The organism is Streptomyces lydicamycinicus (genome assembly GCF_000829715.2).
GTDB classification, from domain to species: Bacteria; Actinomycetota; Actinomycetes; order Streptomycetales; family Streptomycetaceae; genus Streptomyces; species Streptomyces lydicamycinicus.
This window is the reverse complement of record NZ_BBNO01000007.1, coordinates 623,613-637,165: the sequence shown is the minus strand read 5'-3', so window position 1 is coordinate 637,165 and position 13,553 is coordinate 623,613. Positions and strand designations below refer to the sequence as shown.

Annotated in this window: 12 protein-coding genes; 5 read left to right on the top strand and 7 right to left on the bottom strand. The window is 72.5% G+C overall.

The features are described from left to right. Nucleotides 1–78: 78 nt before the first annotated feature. The 5 genes from dacB (at nucleotide 79) to TU31_RS25300 (ending at nucleotide 5,397) form a co-directional block, all read left to right on the top strand. On the top strand, nucleotides 79–1,686 hold the full coding sequence (dacB, locus tag TU31_RS25320; RefSeq protein WP_042158507.1) for a D-alanyl-D-alanine carboxypeptidase/D-alanyl-D-alanine endopeptidase: 1,608 nt from the start codon (nucleotides 79–81) through the stop codon (nucleotides 1,684–1,686). Nucleotides 1,687–1,754: 68 nt separating this feature from the next. Beyond that, entirely contained in the window at nucleotides 1,755–2,702 is a 948-nt protein-coding gene (locus tag TU31_RS25315; protein WP_245698697.1) for an ADP-ribosylglycohydrolase family protein, read from the top strand. A 115-nt stretch (nucleotides 2,703–2,817) separates the two neighbouring features. Beyond that, on the top strand, nucleotides 2,818–3,267 hold the full coding sequence (locus TU31_RS25310) for an RrF2 family transcriptional regulator (RefSeq protein ID WP_042158505.1): 450 nt from the start codon (nucleotides 2,818–2,820) through the stop codon (nucleotides 3,265–3,267). A gap of 143 nt (nucleotides 3,268–3,410) precedes the next feature. Next, the gene (locus tag TU31_RS25305) at nucleotides 3,411–4,649 is read left to right on the top strand and encodes a globin domain-containing protein (protein ID WP_042158504.1); all 1,239 of its coding nucleotides are present in this window, start codon (nucleotides 3,411–3,413) and stop codon (nucleotides 4,647–4,649) included. Between the two features lie 211 nt (nucleotides 4,650–4,860). After that, the gene (locus tag TU31_RS25300; protein WP_042158502.1) at nucleotides 4,861–5,397 is read left to right on the top strand and encodes a GNAT family N-acetyltransferase; all 537 of its coding nucleotides are present in this window, start codon (nucleotides 4,861–4,863) and stop codon (nucleotides 5,395–5,397) included. 721 nt (nucleotides 5,398–6,118) lie between these two features. Here TU31_RS25300 and TU31_RS25295 read toward each other — a convergent pair. The 7 genes from TU31_RS25295 to TU31_RS25265 all read right to left on the bottom strand — a co-directional run bounded on the left by TU31_RS25295 (nucleotide 6,119) and on the right by TU31_RS25265 (nucleotide 13,550). Beyond that, a complete protein-coding gene (locus TU31_RS25295) occupies nucleotides 6,119–6,784 on the bottom strand; it encodes an HD domain-containing protein (protein ID WP_042158500.1) in 666 nt (221 codons plus the stop codon). A gap of 35 nt (nucleotides 6,785–6,819) precedes the next feature. Next, nucleotides 6,820–8,181, bottom strand: a complete 1,362-nt coding sequence (locus TU31_RS25290; RefSeq protein ID WP_042158498.1) for an NCS2 family permease — start codon at nucleotides 8,179–8,181, stop codon at nucleotides 6,820–6,822. Then, nucleotides 8,178–8,984, bottom strand: coding sequence for a hypothetical protein (locus TU31_RS38760; RefSeq protein ID WP_042158496.1), 807 nt, complete (start codon nucleotides 8,982–8,984; stop codon nucleotides 8,178–8,180). The genes TU31_RS25290 and TU31_RS38760 overlap by 4 nt, the downstream gene beginning before the upstream one ends. Beyond that, entirely contained in the window at nucleotides 8,981–10,351 is a 1,371-nt protein-coding gene (locus TU31_RS25280; protein ID WP_052719042.1) for an MFS transporter, read from the bottom strand. Before TU31_RS25280 ends, TU31_RS38760 begins: the two co-directional genes overlap by 4 nt. Nucleotides 10,352–10,427: 76 nt before the next feature. Next, nucleotides 10,428–11,360: a nucleoside hydrolase gene (locus TU31_RS25275; protein WP_042158494.1), complete on the bottom strand. Its 933-nt coding sequence runs from the start codon at nucleotides 11,358–11,360 to the stop codon at nucleotides 10,428–10,430. Nucleotides 11,361–11,444: 84 nt separating this feature from the next. Further along, complete coding sequence (locus tag TU31_RS25270; RefSeq protein WP_042158493.1) at nucleotides 11,445–12,533, bottom strand: glycosyltransferase family 4 protein; 1,089 nt, start codon at nucleotides 12,531–12,533, stop codon at nucleotides 11,445–11,447. Between the two features lie 6 nt (nucleotides 12,534–12,539). Next, nucleotides 12,540–13,550 carry a formylglycine-generating enzyme family protein gene (locus TU31_RS25265; protein ID WP_042158491.1) on the bottom strand — a complete coding sequence of 337 codons (1,011 nt, stop codon included), beginning with the start codon at nucleotides 13,548–13,550 and terminating at the stop codon, nucleotides 12,540–12,542. Nucleotides 13,551–13,553: the final 3 nt, after the last annotated feature.

Here is a 13,553-nt window from a genome sequence, read left to right as displayed (position 1 = left end):
GCGACGGCGGTGGGCAGTACTGTCAGGGCGGGCATATCGGCAGATATGCGGCAGAACAACACCATTGGTGGAGTCTGTATGTCCCCCTCCGTCCCCTCGCGGTCGGCCCGGCGACGCCTCGCCGGCACCCTGTGCGTGCTGCTGGCCGTCGGCGTCGTCATCACCGGCCTGGTCCAGGCGGCGCCGTCCACCACGCCCCGCGCGCTCGATCCGCGGATCGCCGCGGTCATGCGGAAGCCGGACTACCGGCATGCCCAGTGGGGCCTGTTCCAACAGGACCCGCGGACCGGCAAGGTGACCCACTCCCGCTACGCCGACCAGTTCTTCATCCCCGGTTCGGCTGCCAAGCTGTTCAGCGTCAGCGGGACCTGGCACACGCTGGGCGGCGACCACCGCTTCGTCACGCCGGTCCACGCCGTCGGACAGCGCCGGAACGCGACGCTGAAGGGCGATCTGGACCTGGTGGCGCAGGGCGATCTGACCCTCGGCGGCAGAACACGCAAGGACGGCACGGTCGCGTTCACCAGCATCGACCACACCTACGCCAACGACGTCCCGGGAGCCACCCTCACCCCGGAGAACCCGCTGGCCGGTATCGACCAGCTGGCCCGGCAGGTACGGCAGGCGGGGATCCGCCGGGTCGACGGCGATGTGGTCATCGACGCGCGGCTGTTCAAGCCGGACCCCGGCCTCGATCCGGTCCCCACCCCGCTGATCATCAATGACAACGTCATCGACCTGCTCAGCACCCCCGGCAGCCAGGCCGGCACCCCCGCCGGGCTGGAGTGGCGCCCGAAGGTCGCGCCGTACCACGTCACGTCCTCCGTCCGCACGGTCGCGGCGGGCAAGCCCTCCGACATCAACGTGAGCAGTTCCCCCGACGGCACCCGCATCCAGCTGTCCGGCACCATCGCCGCCGACTCGGCCCCCGTCCTCCGGGTGTCCGCCGTCAAGGACCCGAACGCCTTCGGCCGCACCGCACTGATCGAGGCACTACAGCGGGCCGGCGTCGAGGTCCGCGCGAAGCCCGTCGGCCCCAACCCCGTCCGCCGGCTGCCGCGCTCCTATCAGGGCGCCCCCACCGTGGCCCGCTACACCTCCCCCGTGTACGCCCAGTACGCCAAGCTCATCCTCAAGGTGAGCCACAACCTCGGGGCGAACCTGGGGATCTGCCTGATGGCCACCAGCACGGGAAGCACCCACTGCGACGACGGTTTCCCCGTCCTCGCCACGTTCCTGGAGCGTGCCCAGGTGGACCGCAAGGCCGTACAACTCGCCGACGGCCGCGGCGGCAACCCCGCCGACCGCACCACCCCGCGCGCCATGGCGCAGATCCTGACGTACTGGCAGCGCACCCCCGAGGCGCGGCGCTTCCGCACCTCGCTGCCGGTCCTCGGCGTCGACGGCACGCTGGCGGATTCCTGCCGCAGCTGCCCGTCACGGGGCAAGGTCTTCGCCAAGACCGGCACCGCGGCGGGCGGCGACCTCCTCAACGACCGGCTGGCCGTGGGCGCCGAAACCACAGCGGGCTATCTGGAGACCCGTAAGGGCCACTTCGATGTCTTCTTCGCCGGAGTGAACGGCGCCGCCACCCCCACCGCCGACATCACCGGCCTCCTGACCATCGCCAACGACGTGGCCGATGTCGCCGCCTACCTCCAGCAACAGGCCGCCGGCGGGCACTGAGGGGCGCGGGGCGCGGCTCTCGACGCCCCGGGGCGGGTCGGTCCCCGGCCCGTCGCTAGCCTGAGGCGGTGAACGGAATACAGGGGAAGCGGTGGACGGAGCAGACGGCCGGCGCGGTCATCGGCTCGGCGGTGGGCGACGCTCTGGGCGCGCCCTTCGAGTTCGGGCCGGCAGGCGCGTTCTCCGCGCGGTTTCCGGCGTCCGGCGCCGCCGAGGAGATGTGCGGTGGCGGCGGCTGGGATCCCGGTGAGGCGACGGACGACACACAGATGGCCGTCCTGGTCGCCGAGTCGCTGCTGGAGCGCGAGGGGCTGGACCTGCCGGACATCTTCCGCCGCTTCCAGCGGTGGGCCTCCGGCGCGCCCAAGGACATCGGCCTACAGACCGAAGAGGTTCTGACCAACGGTGGCTCCTGGGAGACGGCAGCGGCCCGGCACTTCCAGGTCAGTCAACGAGCCGCGGGCAACGGGTCCCTGATGCGGGCCGCCACCTCCGCGGTCTACTTCGCCCGCGACGGACAGCGGGCCACCATGGACGCCGCCCGCGCCATCGCCGCACTCACCCATGGCGACCCGGCGGCCTGGGAAGGCACCGCCCTCTTCCACGAACTCGTCCGGGTCACGCTGGAAGGCGGCGATCCCCTCGCCGCTCTCCCCGAGATCCTGACGCTCGTCCACCCCGACCACCGCCCGCGGTATGCCACGGTCCTCGCGCCCGACTGGCACCCCGACCGGGCCACCGAGTTCAACGGGGCCGTGTGGCCGTGCCTGGGCTCCGCCGTGTGGGCCCTGCGCACCACCGCCAGCTTCGAGGAAGCGCTCCGGGCGGCGGTCGACCTCGGTGGTGACACGGACACCGTCGCCGCGGTCACCGGTGGTCTCGCGGGCGCCTACTACGGGCTGGACGTGATCCCCACCCGCTGGACCACGCGCTTGCACGTTCCGCTGCCGGGCTTCGGTGACCGTGTGCTGGAACTGCCCCAGCTTCTCGGGCTCGTGCACCGCCTCGCGGCCTGATCCGGTCCCGCCGGGTTCACCGCCCCCTGACTCCCCGGTGAGCCCCCAGGGATCCACTCACCCTTCCCCGAGCCCTTAATTGGCATCTTGGATGCAACTTCTATAGAGTGCCGCTGTGCGACTCACCAAAAGCACCGACATCGCCCTCCGCATCGCCATGCGCCTGGCGGTGCTCGGGGACGCAGGCGACGCGCCCACCACCCGGGAGGTGGCGAGCGCCGTCCAGGTGCCGTACACCCATGCGGCCAAGGTGGTCAGCAAGCTCCAGCATCTCGGCGCCGTCGAAGCGCGGCGCGGGCGAGGTGGCGGGCTGGCGCTGACGACGGCGGGGCGTACGGGGTCGCTCGGGCGGCTGGTGCGTGAGCTGGAGGGGACCGATGACGTCGTGGGGTGCGAGGACGATCCGCCGTGTCCGCTGCGCGGCGGCTGCCGGCTGCGCGGCGCGCTGCGGGCGGCACAGGAAGCATTCTACGCCTCGCTCGATCCGCTCTCCGTCGCCGACCTGGTCGAATCGCCGACCGGCCCGCTGCTGCTCAGCCTGACGCCCGCGCCACCCACGGACTGAGCCGCGCCGCCCGGCCGACCGGGCCCACCTCGGGAAGCCTGCTCAGGCCAACCCACCCCGCGCGCCCCGCTTTTCACGACTGGAAATACGCATCCAAGATGCGAGTTTTCCTCTCCCCCACCTTCGAGAGTCCGGAGTTACCGATGCTGTCGCCGAAGTCCGCCGAGACCGTACGTGCCACCCTCCCCGCCGTGAGCGGAGCCCTCGACGAGATCACGACGCTCTTCTACGAGAAGCTCTTCGCCGCCCACCCCGAGTTGTTGCGCGACCTCTTCAACCGCGGCAACCAGGCCAACGGCAGTCAGCGGCAGGCGCTCGCCGGGTCCATCGCCACCTTCGCGCGCCATCTCCTCGACCACCCGGACAGCCGGCCGGACGCCCTGCTCGCGCGGATCGCGCACAAGCACGCCTCCCTCGGGGTGCGTGAGGACCAGTACCCGGTCGTGCGGGAGCACCTCTTCGCGGCCATCGCCGAGGTGCTGGGTGAGGCGGTGACCGACGACGTGGTACGGGCCTGGGACGAGGTGTACTGGCTGATGGCCCATGCCCTGATCGCCGTCGAGAAGCGGCTCGTGCGGGAGGCGGGTGTGCGGGACGGCGCGGGGTGGCGCCCCTACCGGGTGGCCGGCCGAGTGCAGGAGACCGACGAGGTGGCCACCTTCCTCCTGCGGCCCGCCGACGGCGCGCCCGTACCGGCGTCCCGGCCCGGCCAGTACGTCTCCGTACGGGTCCAACTCCCGGACGGCGCACGGCAGATACGTCAGTACAGCCTGTCCGGGCAGCCGGACGGCGGGCTGCAGATCTCCGTGAAGCGGGTGGTGGCGGGCGGCCCGTCCGGCGCCCCTGCGGGCGAAGTGTCGGGGTATCTGCACACGCAGGTGCACGGCGGGGAGACCCTGTACGTGAGCCCGCCGTTCGGCGATGTGGTGCTGTCCGACGACGGCGACGGGCCCCTGCTCTTCGCCTCGGCGGGCATCGGCTGTACCCCGATGGTCGGCATGCTCGCGCACCTCGCCGCCACCGGCTCCCGGCGCCGGATCATCACCGCGCACGCCGACCGCTCCCCCGCCACGCACCCGTTCCGTACGGATCTGCGCCGGCTCACCGGCAAGCTCGCCGACGCGACGGCGGAACTCTGGTACGAGGAGGGGGCCGGAGTCGAGGAGGAGGGCGCGGGGCGGGAGACAGGCGGCGCGGTGGACGCGGTCACCGTGCACACCGGGCTGATGGATCTGACGCGGCTCGCCATTCCGGCCGGGACCACCGCGTATCTGTGCGGGCCGGTGCCCTTCATGAAGGCGGTACGGGCCCAGCTGCTGGACTCCGGCGTACCGTCCGCGGCGATCCACTACGAGGTCTTCGGCCCCGACCTCGGGCTGTAGGCCAGCCACGCCCCGAGGCACAGGTTCGGTGCTCATGGGGGGGGCGTGCATGCGGGACGGCCGGGCCGCATGCACGCACGTGGCCCAACCGCAGGTGGGCGCGGTGGCGGCAACGTCCCTACGGCACGGGAGAGTTCGACGGGTGACCACTGGCCGGTGACGCAGGAGCAGCAGCATTGCCAACGGTCGCGGAGGGCAGCAAGATCGAGGAATGACAGCGAACCTGCCTTCCGCGTCGCCGGCCGTGGTCCGGCTGACGCGGTTCACGCGGACCGAACTGAGCGACATCGCCGGGGACGGTGAGGACGCTTTCGGGGTCTCCTGGACCGGGCTGACCTGGCGGGCCAAGGAGGAGCACTTCGGCATCGAACGGGACGGCCGTCTCGTGGCGCACACCGGTCTGGTGACGGTTCCACTGTCGATCGGCGCCGTGGAGACCCGGGCGGTCGGCGTCGGAGGCGTGATCGTCGCGCCCGACCTGCGAGGACAGGGGCTGGTGCGGATCGTCATGACCGCCGCCCTGGAGCACGCCCGCAAGAGGGGACCGGAGTACGGCCTCCTCTTCTGCATGCCGCATCTCCTCCCCCTGTACGAGCGGTTCGGCTGGCAGCAGCTCCATGAGGAGGTGGAGGTCGAGCAGCCCGAGGACACCACCGCGATCATGCCGCTGCGGACCATGTGGGTGCCGCTGCGCGAGGGGGCGCGGTGGCCGGTGGGACCGGTGCGGCTGCGATCGCTGCCCATGTGAGCGAGCCCGACGTCGAGGGCTGGGCTGACCCCTCCTCATGGGCGCGCCGCCCGCGCCGGCTCGGGACTGCCACGGGAGTTCGTATGTGTCCTTCGTCCGCGTGGCCGCCCGGCGCGTCGTTTGGACAGCTCACGGGCCTCCGACACCGTGAAGGCGTGCGCCCTCTCCTCCTTCGCCTCGTCGCAGCGACGGCCGTTCTCCTCGCGGTCGGTGGCTGTGTGTCCCTTCCCGCCGACGGCTCCCCGCACGACCCCGGTCCCGCGTCGGGCGGACGCACGGTCGCTCCGGCCCGGCCCTCGCCGCTGGTGCTGCCCACCCAGGGGTCGGCGCGGGAGCGGCTGGTGGACGTGGCGTCCGCACGGCGGAAGGCGAAGCGGCCCGCGGCGTCACGGAAGGGGCACGCGGCCCCGCGGCACGCCGCGCCGGGGCACCGAGCGGAACGGCGGCCCGTGGGACGGCCGGTGCCGCGGCCCGCTCGTTCGGTGGCGTCGAGGCCGCGTCCGGTGCCGGTCCGCGCGGTGCCGAGGAAGCGGCATCATGTGGCGGCGCCGCGCGCGCACCGGCGGCCGCCGCGGCCCCGCTCGACGATCGATCCCGGCGTGGTGTGCCGGATGGCGGCCGGCCGGGTCCGGGGAGATCTGCTGCGGCTGTGTCATCGGACGTACGGACGCTGAGGCGCTGCGGCCGCCGGGCCGGTCCCGGCCGCGCGCACCGGTGAGGGTCAGGAACGGGAGTCGGCGCGGGGGACCCAGCCGTTGGCGGCCCCGGTGTGGATCAGGTCCTGGGCGTAGCGCCAGAGGTCCGCGGAGGCGTCCTTGATCACGGACTTGCGGGCGAGTACGTCCTCCTCCGTGACGCCCGGTGTGCGCCAGGTCCCGCCGCGATTGCCGTAGTTGAGCAGCAGCGGCTGGAGCCGGTCCATGGCCTTGGCGAAACGCGCCTCGGGGGTGACCCGGGCCTCGAACTCGTCCCACAGGGCGCGGAAGTGTTCCCGCTGGTCATCGGGCAGCAGCGCGAAGAGCTTGTCCGCCGCCCGCTGCTCCCTTTCCTCCTGGTCCGCGGCGGCCGCGGTGTCGTACAGGAAGGTGTCTCCGGCGTAGATCTCCACCAGGTCGTGCACGACGACCAGGGCGAGCACCTTGCCGGCGTCGACGGGTTCGTCCGCGTACTCCGTGAGCACCAGGGTCATCAGCGCGAGGTGCCACGAGTGCTCGGCGTCGTTCTCCCTGCGGTCCGCGCTCAGCAGCGGACTGCGCCGGAAGACGTTCTTGAGCCGGTCGGCCTCGATGATGAACTCGATCTGGCGGCGCAGCCGTTCGGGGGTGCCGTCGGGCTGCCGGACGGCATCGGCGAGCAGGGGGGTCTCATTGTCGTCGTCGTGCGGCATGGCGGGCTCCTTGGAGGGGGTGATGGACGCGCCGTTCAGCGGTGGAGGTATTGCAGAACGACGCCGGCCATGAGCAATAACGTCGTCACCCATAGCGCGGGATGCGACCGCCGGCGGCCGATGACGCTCGCGGCCACGCTCACCACGAAGGCCGCGGCCATCGCCTGGTCGATCGCGAGGGTGGCGACGGTGACGGCCACGGCGGTCACCGTGACGGCCACGCCCAGGCGGTCGGTGCCGCCCGGCGGGCGGGTGGTCAGCATCTTGACCGCCACGAAGACCAGGGCGCCCGTGGTGGCCTCCACCGGGACATGGACCAGGACCGGGCCGAGGAACAGGCAGGAGAGCAGGAGCAGTCCGGTGACGACCGCCGCGATCCCGGTCCGGGCACCGGCCCGGATCCCGACCGCGCTCTCCACGAACGCCACGAAGCTGGACGATCCCACGGCGGACCCGGCGACCGTGGCCCCGGCGTCGACCAGCAGCGCCTCGCGCATCCCGGGTACCCGCCCCTGGTCGTCCTGCAACGGGGTGTGCGCCGAGAGGCCCACCGCTTTCGCGATGCTGCCGAAGAAGTCGAGTGCGAACAGCACCAGAATGACGCTCCACGCCCGGGGATCGGCTAGGACGGTGAGGTCGAAGCGGAAGAGCGCCGCGCCGCTTCCGTGGAAGCCGTCGTGGACCGCGCCGGCGCGCAGGCCCGCGACGGCGCAGTACAGCGCGGCGGCCGCGATGCCGCCGAGGACGGCCGCGGCCCGCGCGCCGAGCCGGTCCAGGACCAGGGCGACCGCGAGGCCGAGGTACAGCGCCACGGCGGGTGGCCCCGTCCAGTCGCCCAGGCCGGACAGCCGCCCGTCGGAGGTGCGGACCAGGTGCGCGATCTGTAGCCCCACCAGGCCGATGAACGCGCCGACCGCGGCGGCGAGGGCCGAACGCAGCTCCGGCGGGATGGCGTTGATCACCGCCGCGCGCAGCCGCAGCAGCGACACCGCCAGCATCGCCACGCCGGACCAGAACACCATGCCCAGTGCCTGGGGCCAGGTGTAGGCGAGGGTGCCGACCACGGAGAAGGCCACCATCGCGTTCATCTCCATGCCCGGTGCCACCGCGAACGGGAGCCGGGCCCACAGCCCCATGGCCATGGTGGCGAGGCCGCCGACCGCCGCCGTCGCGAAGAAGGCGGCGGTGTGCGGGATGCCTCCCTGGGCGAGCACGGCCGGGTTGACGACCACGATGTAGGAGAGCGCCAGGAACGTCGATATCCCGGCGACGATCTCGCGGCGCCAGGTCGAGCCGCGCGCGCTCAGGGAGAAGTAGCGGTCGACGGCTCCGGGCCCGGCCGTGGAGTGGCGCCGGAGCAGTTCCGGGCCGCGCCCCGGGCATTCCGGCGTGGTCATGCCGGGGTCCCCCGGGGCGGGGAGGCGGGCGCCACCGGGCTGATGGTGTCCCCGACATCGCCCAGCACGAGCTGCTCGGGGGCGTCCGGCCGCACAGCGTAGAACTTCCCGTTCAGCGCGCCCGACACCTGTCCGACGTGGAGGGTCAGCGACACCTGGAGCTGCTCGGCGTAGCGCGCCAGGGCGAGTGCGCCCTGCTGGGTGGAGTGGCAGGTGAAGATCTCGACGTCGGCACCGGGCCGGACCGTCAGCTGCATGAGGGCCATGAGGGTCACCCCGCTGGCCACCACACCGTCGATGATCACCAGCCGGTCGGCCTGCGAGGGCAGCCATTCGTCCACCCCGACGAGCAGTCCGCCGCCCACCGGCATGCGCTTGGCCTGGGGCGTCCAGCCCTGGCGCTGGGGCATGACTCCGAGTCGTTCGGCGAGGATGCGGCCTTCGCGTTCCGGCGCTATGACGGTCGTTCCCCATGCGGAGGCGCGACGGGCCGGCGGGACGGGCAGCATGCCGTAGATGTCGAGCAGCGCCTGGAGGTAGCGGGTGCGGTCGGCGTCCTGCTGGTGGGGGAGGTTGGCTACGGCGGTGACGGTGGCCATCCGCTCGGTCACGTCGGGGCGGACGGCGGACGCGACTTCGACGTTCTCCGGCAGGGGTCCCGGGGTGTGCAGCGCGTCCAGCAGTTCCGGGCCGAAGTGGACCAAGTGGCTGAAGTAGGTGTCGTGTTCCTTCTCGAAGTCGTCCACCGTACGCCGGGCGTCCGGCGGGAGTCCGGGCCTGTCGAACAAGCGAGCGGTGTTCATCGATGACCTCCGGTCCGTGGCTCGAAAGAGGGGTCGTGCGAGGGGACGGGGGCGGGCGTGGGCCCGGTACGCGGAAGACGGAGGAGCGCGGCCGGCGCGGCGGCCGCGGCGATGACCGCGGTGGCGCAGAAGGTCCACACGAAGTCCTCGGCCACCGGATGCTCCCCGTGGAGGAGCACCAGCAGCGCCAGGCCGAGGGAGCCACCGAGGTACTGCGCCGTGGTGACCAGGGCGCTCCCGGTGCCGTTGCTCTCCGGCGGGAGGTCGCGGGTGCCCGTGATGAACATTCCGGTGAACGCCATGCCCTGACCGAAGCCGCTGAACAGCAGCCCCGGCAGGATGGCCGCCGCGTATCCGCCCCGGGTGCCGACGGCCAGCGCGAGCACCACCAGTCCGGCCGCTCCGGTGAGGTAGGCGAGGGACAGCAGCCGCCCCAGCGGCAGACGGCCCGCCAGCCGTCCGGCGACCGTGTTGCCCACCACGATGGTCCCGGCCAGCGGCAGGAAGGCCATGCCCGCGGCGAGCGCGCTGTAGCCCCGTACGTCCTGGAGGTACAGCGTGACGAGGTAGAACTCGGCGCCGAAGCTCGCCATGTACAACGCCGCGACCAGACAGGCCACTTGGAGTGCCCGTACGCCCAGCAGGGCGCGGGGCACCAGCGGCCGGCGCCGGCTGCGGACGAGGACACCGCCGGCAAGCACCGCCACCACCAGCGCGGCGGCGACGACGGGCAGCGAGGGGTGGGCGCGGGAGAGTTCGGTGCAGGCCAGCACGACGGCGACGACCGCGGCACAGGCGGAGAGGGTGGCCGCGGTGGCGAGCGGGGCCCGCTCCGTAGGGGTGGTGGAGCGGACCGCCCGTCCGGCGGCGAGCAGACAGACCGCCACGATGGGGAGGTTGATCCAGAAGATCCACTGCCAGGAGGCCACTTCGAGGATGCCTCCCCCGGCCGTGACACCGAGGGCGAGCCCGACCGCGCCCGTGGTGCCCCACACGCTCACCGCCCGGTCCCGTTCCGGCCCCGACGGGTAGGCGGAACTGAGCAGCCCCAGCGTCGCCGGCACCAGCAGGGCGGCCGCCACCCCCTGCCCGACGCGCGCCGCGATCAGGGGGGCGGCGGACGACGAGAGCGCGGCACCGACCGAGGACGCGGCGAAGAGCAGCTGGGCGGTGAGGAAGACCCGGCCGGGTCCGAAGACATCGGCCAACTGCCCGCCCAGCAGCAGGAATCCGGCGAAGAAGATGGCGTAGGCACTGACGATCCACTGGAGCGCGACCGCGGAGAAGTGCAGGCTTCCCCCGATGTCGGGGAGCGCGACGTAGATGATGGAGAAGTCGAGCGCCACCAGCAGCTGCGCCCCGGCCAATGCCGTGAGTAAGCGGGCACCCGGAGTCGGTACGGGAGAAGCGGGCACGGTCGGTCGGCCTCCGTAGGTCAACAGATCAGCCCAGGGCGGCGAGCGCCTTCAGGAACACGTCCCAGAACCGCTCGGTGTCCAGATGCGTCGCCACCAGGGCATTGGGGGCTCTCCCCGTCACACCGTAGAGGTCGATGACGGTCGCGCCACGGGTGAACTCGCCACGCAATTCGATCGAGACGGGGGCCTCGACGCAGTCCACCAGGCTCGGGTCGAGCACCCGGGCGATGGCCACGGGGTCGTGCAGCGGCGCGTCCGGCAGATCCCAGATCTGGTCGTAGGTGCGGGAACGGAAGGCGAGGAGTGCCGCGGAGACCTCGCTGATGTGGGTGCCGACAGCGAGGATCCGGTCCAGCACCTCGCGGGTGACCGGGGCCTGGTGGGTGACGTTGAGGCCGCAGTAGGTGAGGGGGACGCCGGTGGCGAGTACCTCGTGGGCGGCCTCGGGGTCGACCAGGATGTTGTACTCGGAGTAGGGCAGGGTGTTGCCCCGGTGGGTGGCCCCTCCCATGCAGACGATCTCCTTGATCTTCGCCTTGTCCTCCGGGTGCAGGGCGAGGAGTCCGGCGATATTCGTCTGCGGCCCGGTGACCACCAGGGTGACGGGTTCGGGGCTGTCGGACAGGATGCCGTGGATCAGGTCCACGGCGTGCGCGGAGTGCAGCGGCACCTCAGGTTCGGGGAAGTCCCAGCCGTCCAGGCCGGTTTCGCCGTGCACATCGTCGCCGATCAGCAGCATGCCGGTGAGCGGCTTGGGGTATCCGGCGGCGACGGGGACGTCAAAGGCCTTGGCGAGGGCGCACATCCGCCGCGCGTTGAGCGCGGTCTTCGCCACGGTCTGGTTGCCCGCGCTGGTGGTGACGGCCTTCAGCTCCACGCGGGGGTCGCCGACGGCGAGCAGGATGGCCATCGCGTCGTCGTGGCCGGGGTCGCAGTCCAGGATGATGGGGGTGGGCATGCGGGGCTCCCTGGTGGGTGGGGCGGGGAAAGTACGGTGGGTCGGCGGGGCATGGCGCCGGACGGGGTGCGGGCGAACGGTCCGTCACGTGGGGCCGGCAAGGGTCCGGTAGAAGGCCAGGTGGTGCCGTCCGGCGGTGGCGAAGCCGTCCCGGAGGTGCTGGGCCAGGGCGCGGTCGGCGGTGGTCGGTGCGACGGCCGGCCGGTCCACCGCTTCCCGGAGCGCCTCGGTCAGGGCCCGGACATCGCCGGCGGGGACGAGGGTGGCGGCCGAGTAATCGGCCAGCAGCAGCGGCAGGTTGCCCGAGTCGCTGGCGATGATGCGGCGGCCGCAGATGACGGCCTGGGCGACGGACAGCGAGAACGGCTCACCGTGGGCGCCGCGGTCGATGGTCGGGTGGATGACGATATCGCTCGCGCGGATCGCGGCCCAGCTCTGCTCGGGCCGGTAGTGGGTGAAGTGCACCCGCCCCTTCTCCTGCCAGACCCCGGCCCGTTCCAGCAGGGTGTCGGGGATGCCGGGCGGCCAGATGAGGTGCTGGGTTCCCGCGTGCACGAAGTGCAGATCGGCGCCCTCGTCCAGCAGCGTCAGGGACGCCTCCAGGCTCAGGTGGGAGCCCTTCCACCGGGTCATCCGGGTGGGTTGCAGCACGGTGGTGCCGCCCGCTCCGCCGGGGAGCCGGAAGGGGGCCTCGCACAACGGCAGCGCCAGGGGCAGGGTGATGACCTCGGCCGCGGGCAGTCTGCGCCGGACCTCGCCGGCCACGAAGTCGGAGTGCACGGCGAGCGGGCCGGGGAGCGCGGCGAGGAACTCCCACCGCTCCGGCCGTTCGTCGATGTTGTGCAGATCGAAGACGAAGCGGCCGGGCCAGCGGCGGTCCCGCAGCCGCGCCACGAGGGCGGTCACGACCTCGGGTTTGTGCCACTGCGGGTTGTGCCAGTGCACGACGTCCGCGCTCAGACACCGCTCGGTGAGCGCGGCGGCACCGTCCGGGGCGAAGGGGACCTCGATGTCGAGGGCCGCGTCGTAGTCGCAGTCCGGTGACCGCGGGGTGCCGACGACGGCACGGACCTCGCACGGCAGGGCGCCGAGCTGGCCGACGACCGCCCGCAGATGGGTCTCCACGCCGCCGGTGACCGGTGATCCGGTCCAGTGGACATGCAGGATACGCACCGCTTGTCAGCCCTCCTCGGTCATCGGGACGTCCTCGGCCAGCCGGAACCCCATCGCGTACAGCGAGCGCGGGTAGGGGCCGTGCCGGCGCTGGCACCGGGCGAGGTCCCGGAACCGGTTGAAGGCCCCGCCCCGGGCGATGCGGTAAGCACCGAGCCGCAGATACAGGTCATCCCGCACCACTTCCCCTCCCGGGTAGGGCTCGTAGGTGCTGCTGGTGTACTCCTCGACGTTGCCGGCCAGGTCCAGGGCCCCGCACCACGACCGGCCGCCGGGGAACGCTCCGACCGGGCTGCTCATGAGCAGGCCCGTCTCCAGCGTGTTGGCCGCGGCGGCGTCCCAGGCGTCGCCCCAGGGGTGGCGCAGCCCGTCCGGCCCGCCCGCGGCGTACTCCCACTCCTGCTCGGTGGGCAGCCGGAAGCGGCGGCCGGTCCGCCGGCTCAGCCAGTCCGCGTACCAGTCGGCGGCCTCCGCGGTGACCGTGTAGACGGGGTGGTTGGCGGCGGCGGGGTCGTAGCGTCCGTAGTTCCAGTTGCTCGGCAGCCCGGCATGGCCGGTGTCCTTGAGGAAGACCGCGAACTCCTCGTTGGTGACCGGGTACTTGGCGAGATGGAAGGCCGCGATCCCGACCGTGTGCCGTGGGCACTCCTTCGCCACCCAGGACCGCTGCACACCGAACCGGGCGGAGTCGGCGTGCAGGGCGTCGACCGCGCTCTCGGGTGTGCCGATGAGCGCCCGGCCCGCGGGGACGGGCAGCATGACCGGGGCGTCCCAGCGGGTCCGCGGGTCGCCCGTCAGCGCCAGTGCGGTGCCCGCGGCCAGGCGCCGTTCGAGGGTGAGGGACGGATCCTCCACCAGGGCGGCGAGTTGCTCGGCCGGGCGGCCGGCCAGGCGCGGGAAGTCCGCCAGGCGCTCGGCCCGTGGTTCCACATAGCCTTCCGGCAGCCCCATGGCCGCCCGGTCGGTCAGGGCGTTGATATCGGCGTCGACCAGGTTCCTGTGCACGATGTGGGACATGTC

Coding starts and splice junctions, on each gene's coding strand:
- dacB (WP_042158507.1), top strand. CDS start 79: ATGTCCCCCTCCGTCCCCTCGCGGTCGGCCCGGCGACGCCTCGCCGGC.
- TU31_RS25300 (WP_042158502.1), top strand. CDS start 4,861: ATGACAGCGAACCTGCCTTCCGCGTCGCCGGCCGTGGTCCGGCTGACG.
- TU31_RS25275 (WP_042158494.1), bottom strand. CDS start 11,360: ATGCCCACCCCCATCATCCTGGACTGCGACCCCGGCCACGACGACGCG.
- TU31_RS25305 (WP_042158504.1), top strand. CDS start 3,411: ATGCTGTCGCCGAAGTCCGCCGAGACCGTACGTGCCACCCTCCCCGCC.
- TU31_RS25265 (WP_042158491.1), bottom strand. CDS start 13,550: ATGTCCCACATCGTGCACAGGAACCTGGTCGACGCCGATATCAACGCC.
- TU31_RS25290 (WP_042158498.1), bottom strand. CDS start 8,181: ATGACCACGCCGGAATGCCCGGGGCGCGGCCCGGAACTGCTCCGGCGC.
- TU31_RS25295 (WP_042158500.1), bottom strand. CDS start 6,784: ATGCCGCACGACGACGACAATGAGACCCCCCTGCTCGCCGATGCCGTC.
- TU31_RS38760 (WP_042158496.1), bottom strand. CDS start 8,984: ATGAACACCGCTCGCTTGTTCGACAGGCCCGGACTCCCGCCGGACGCC.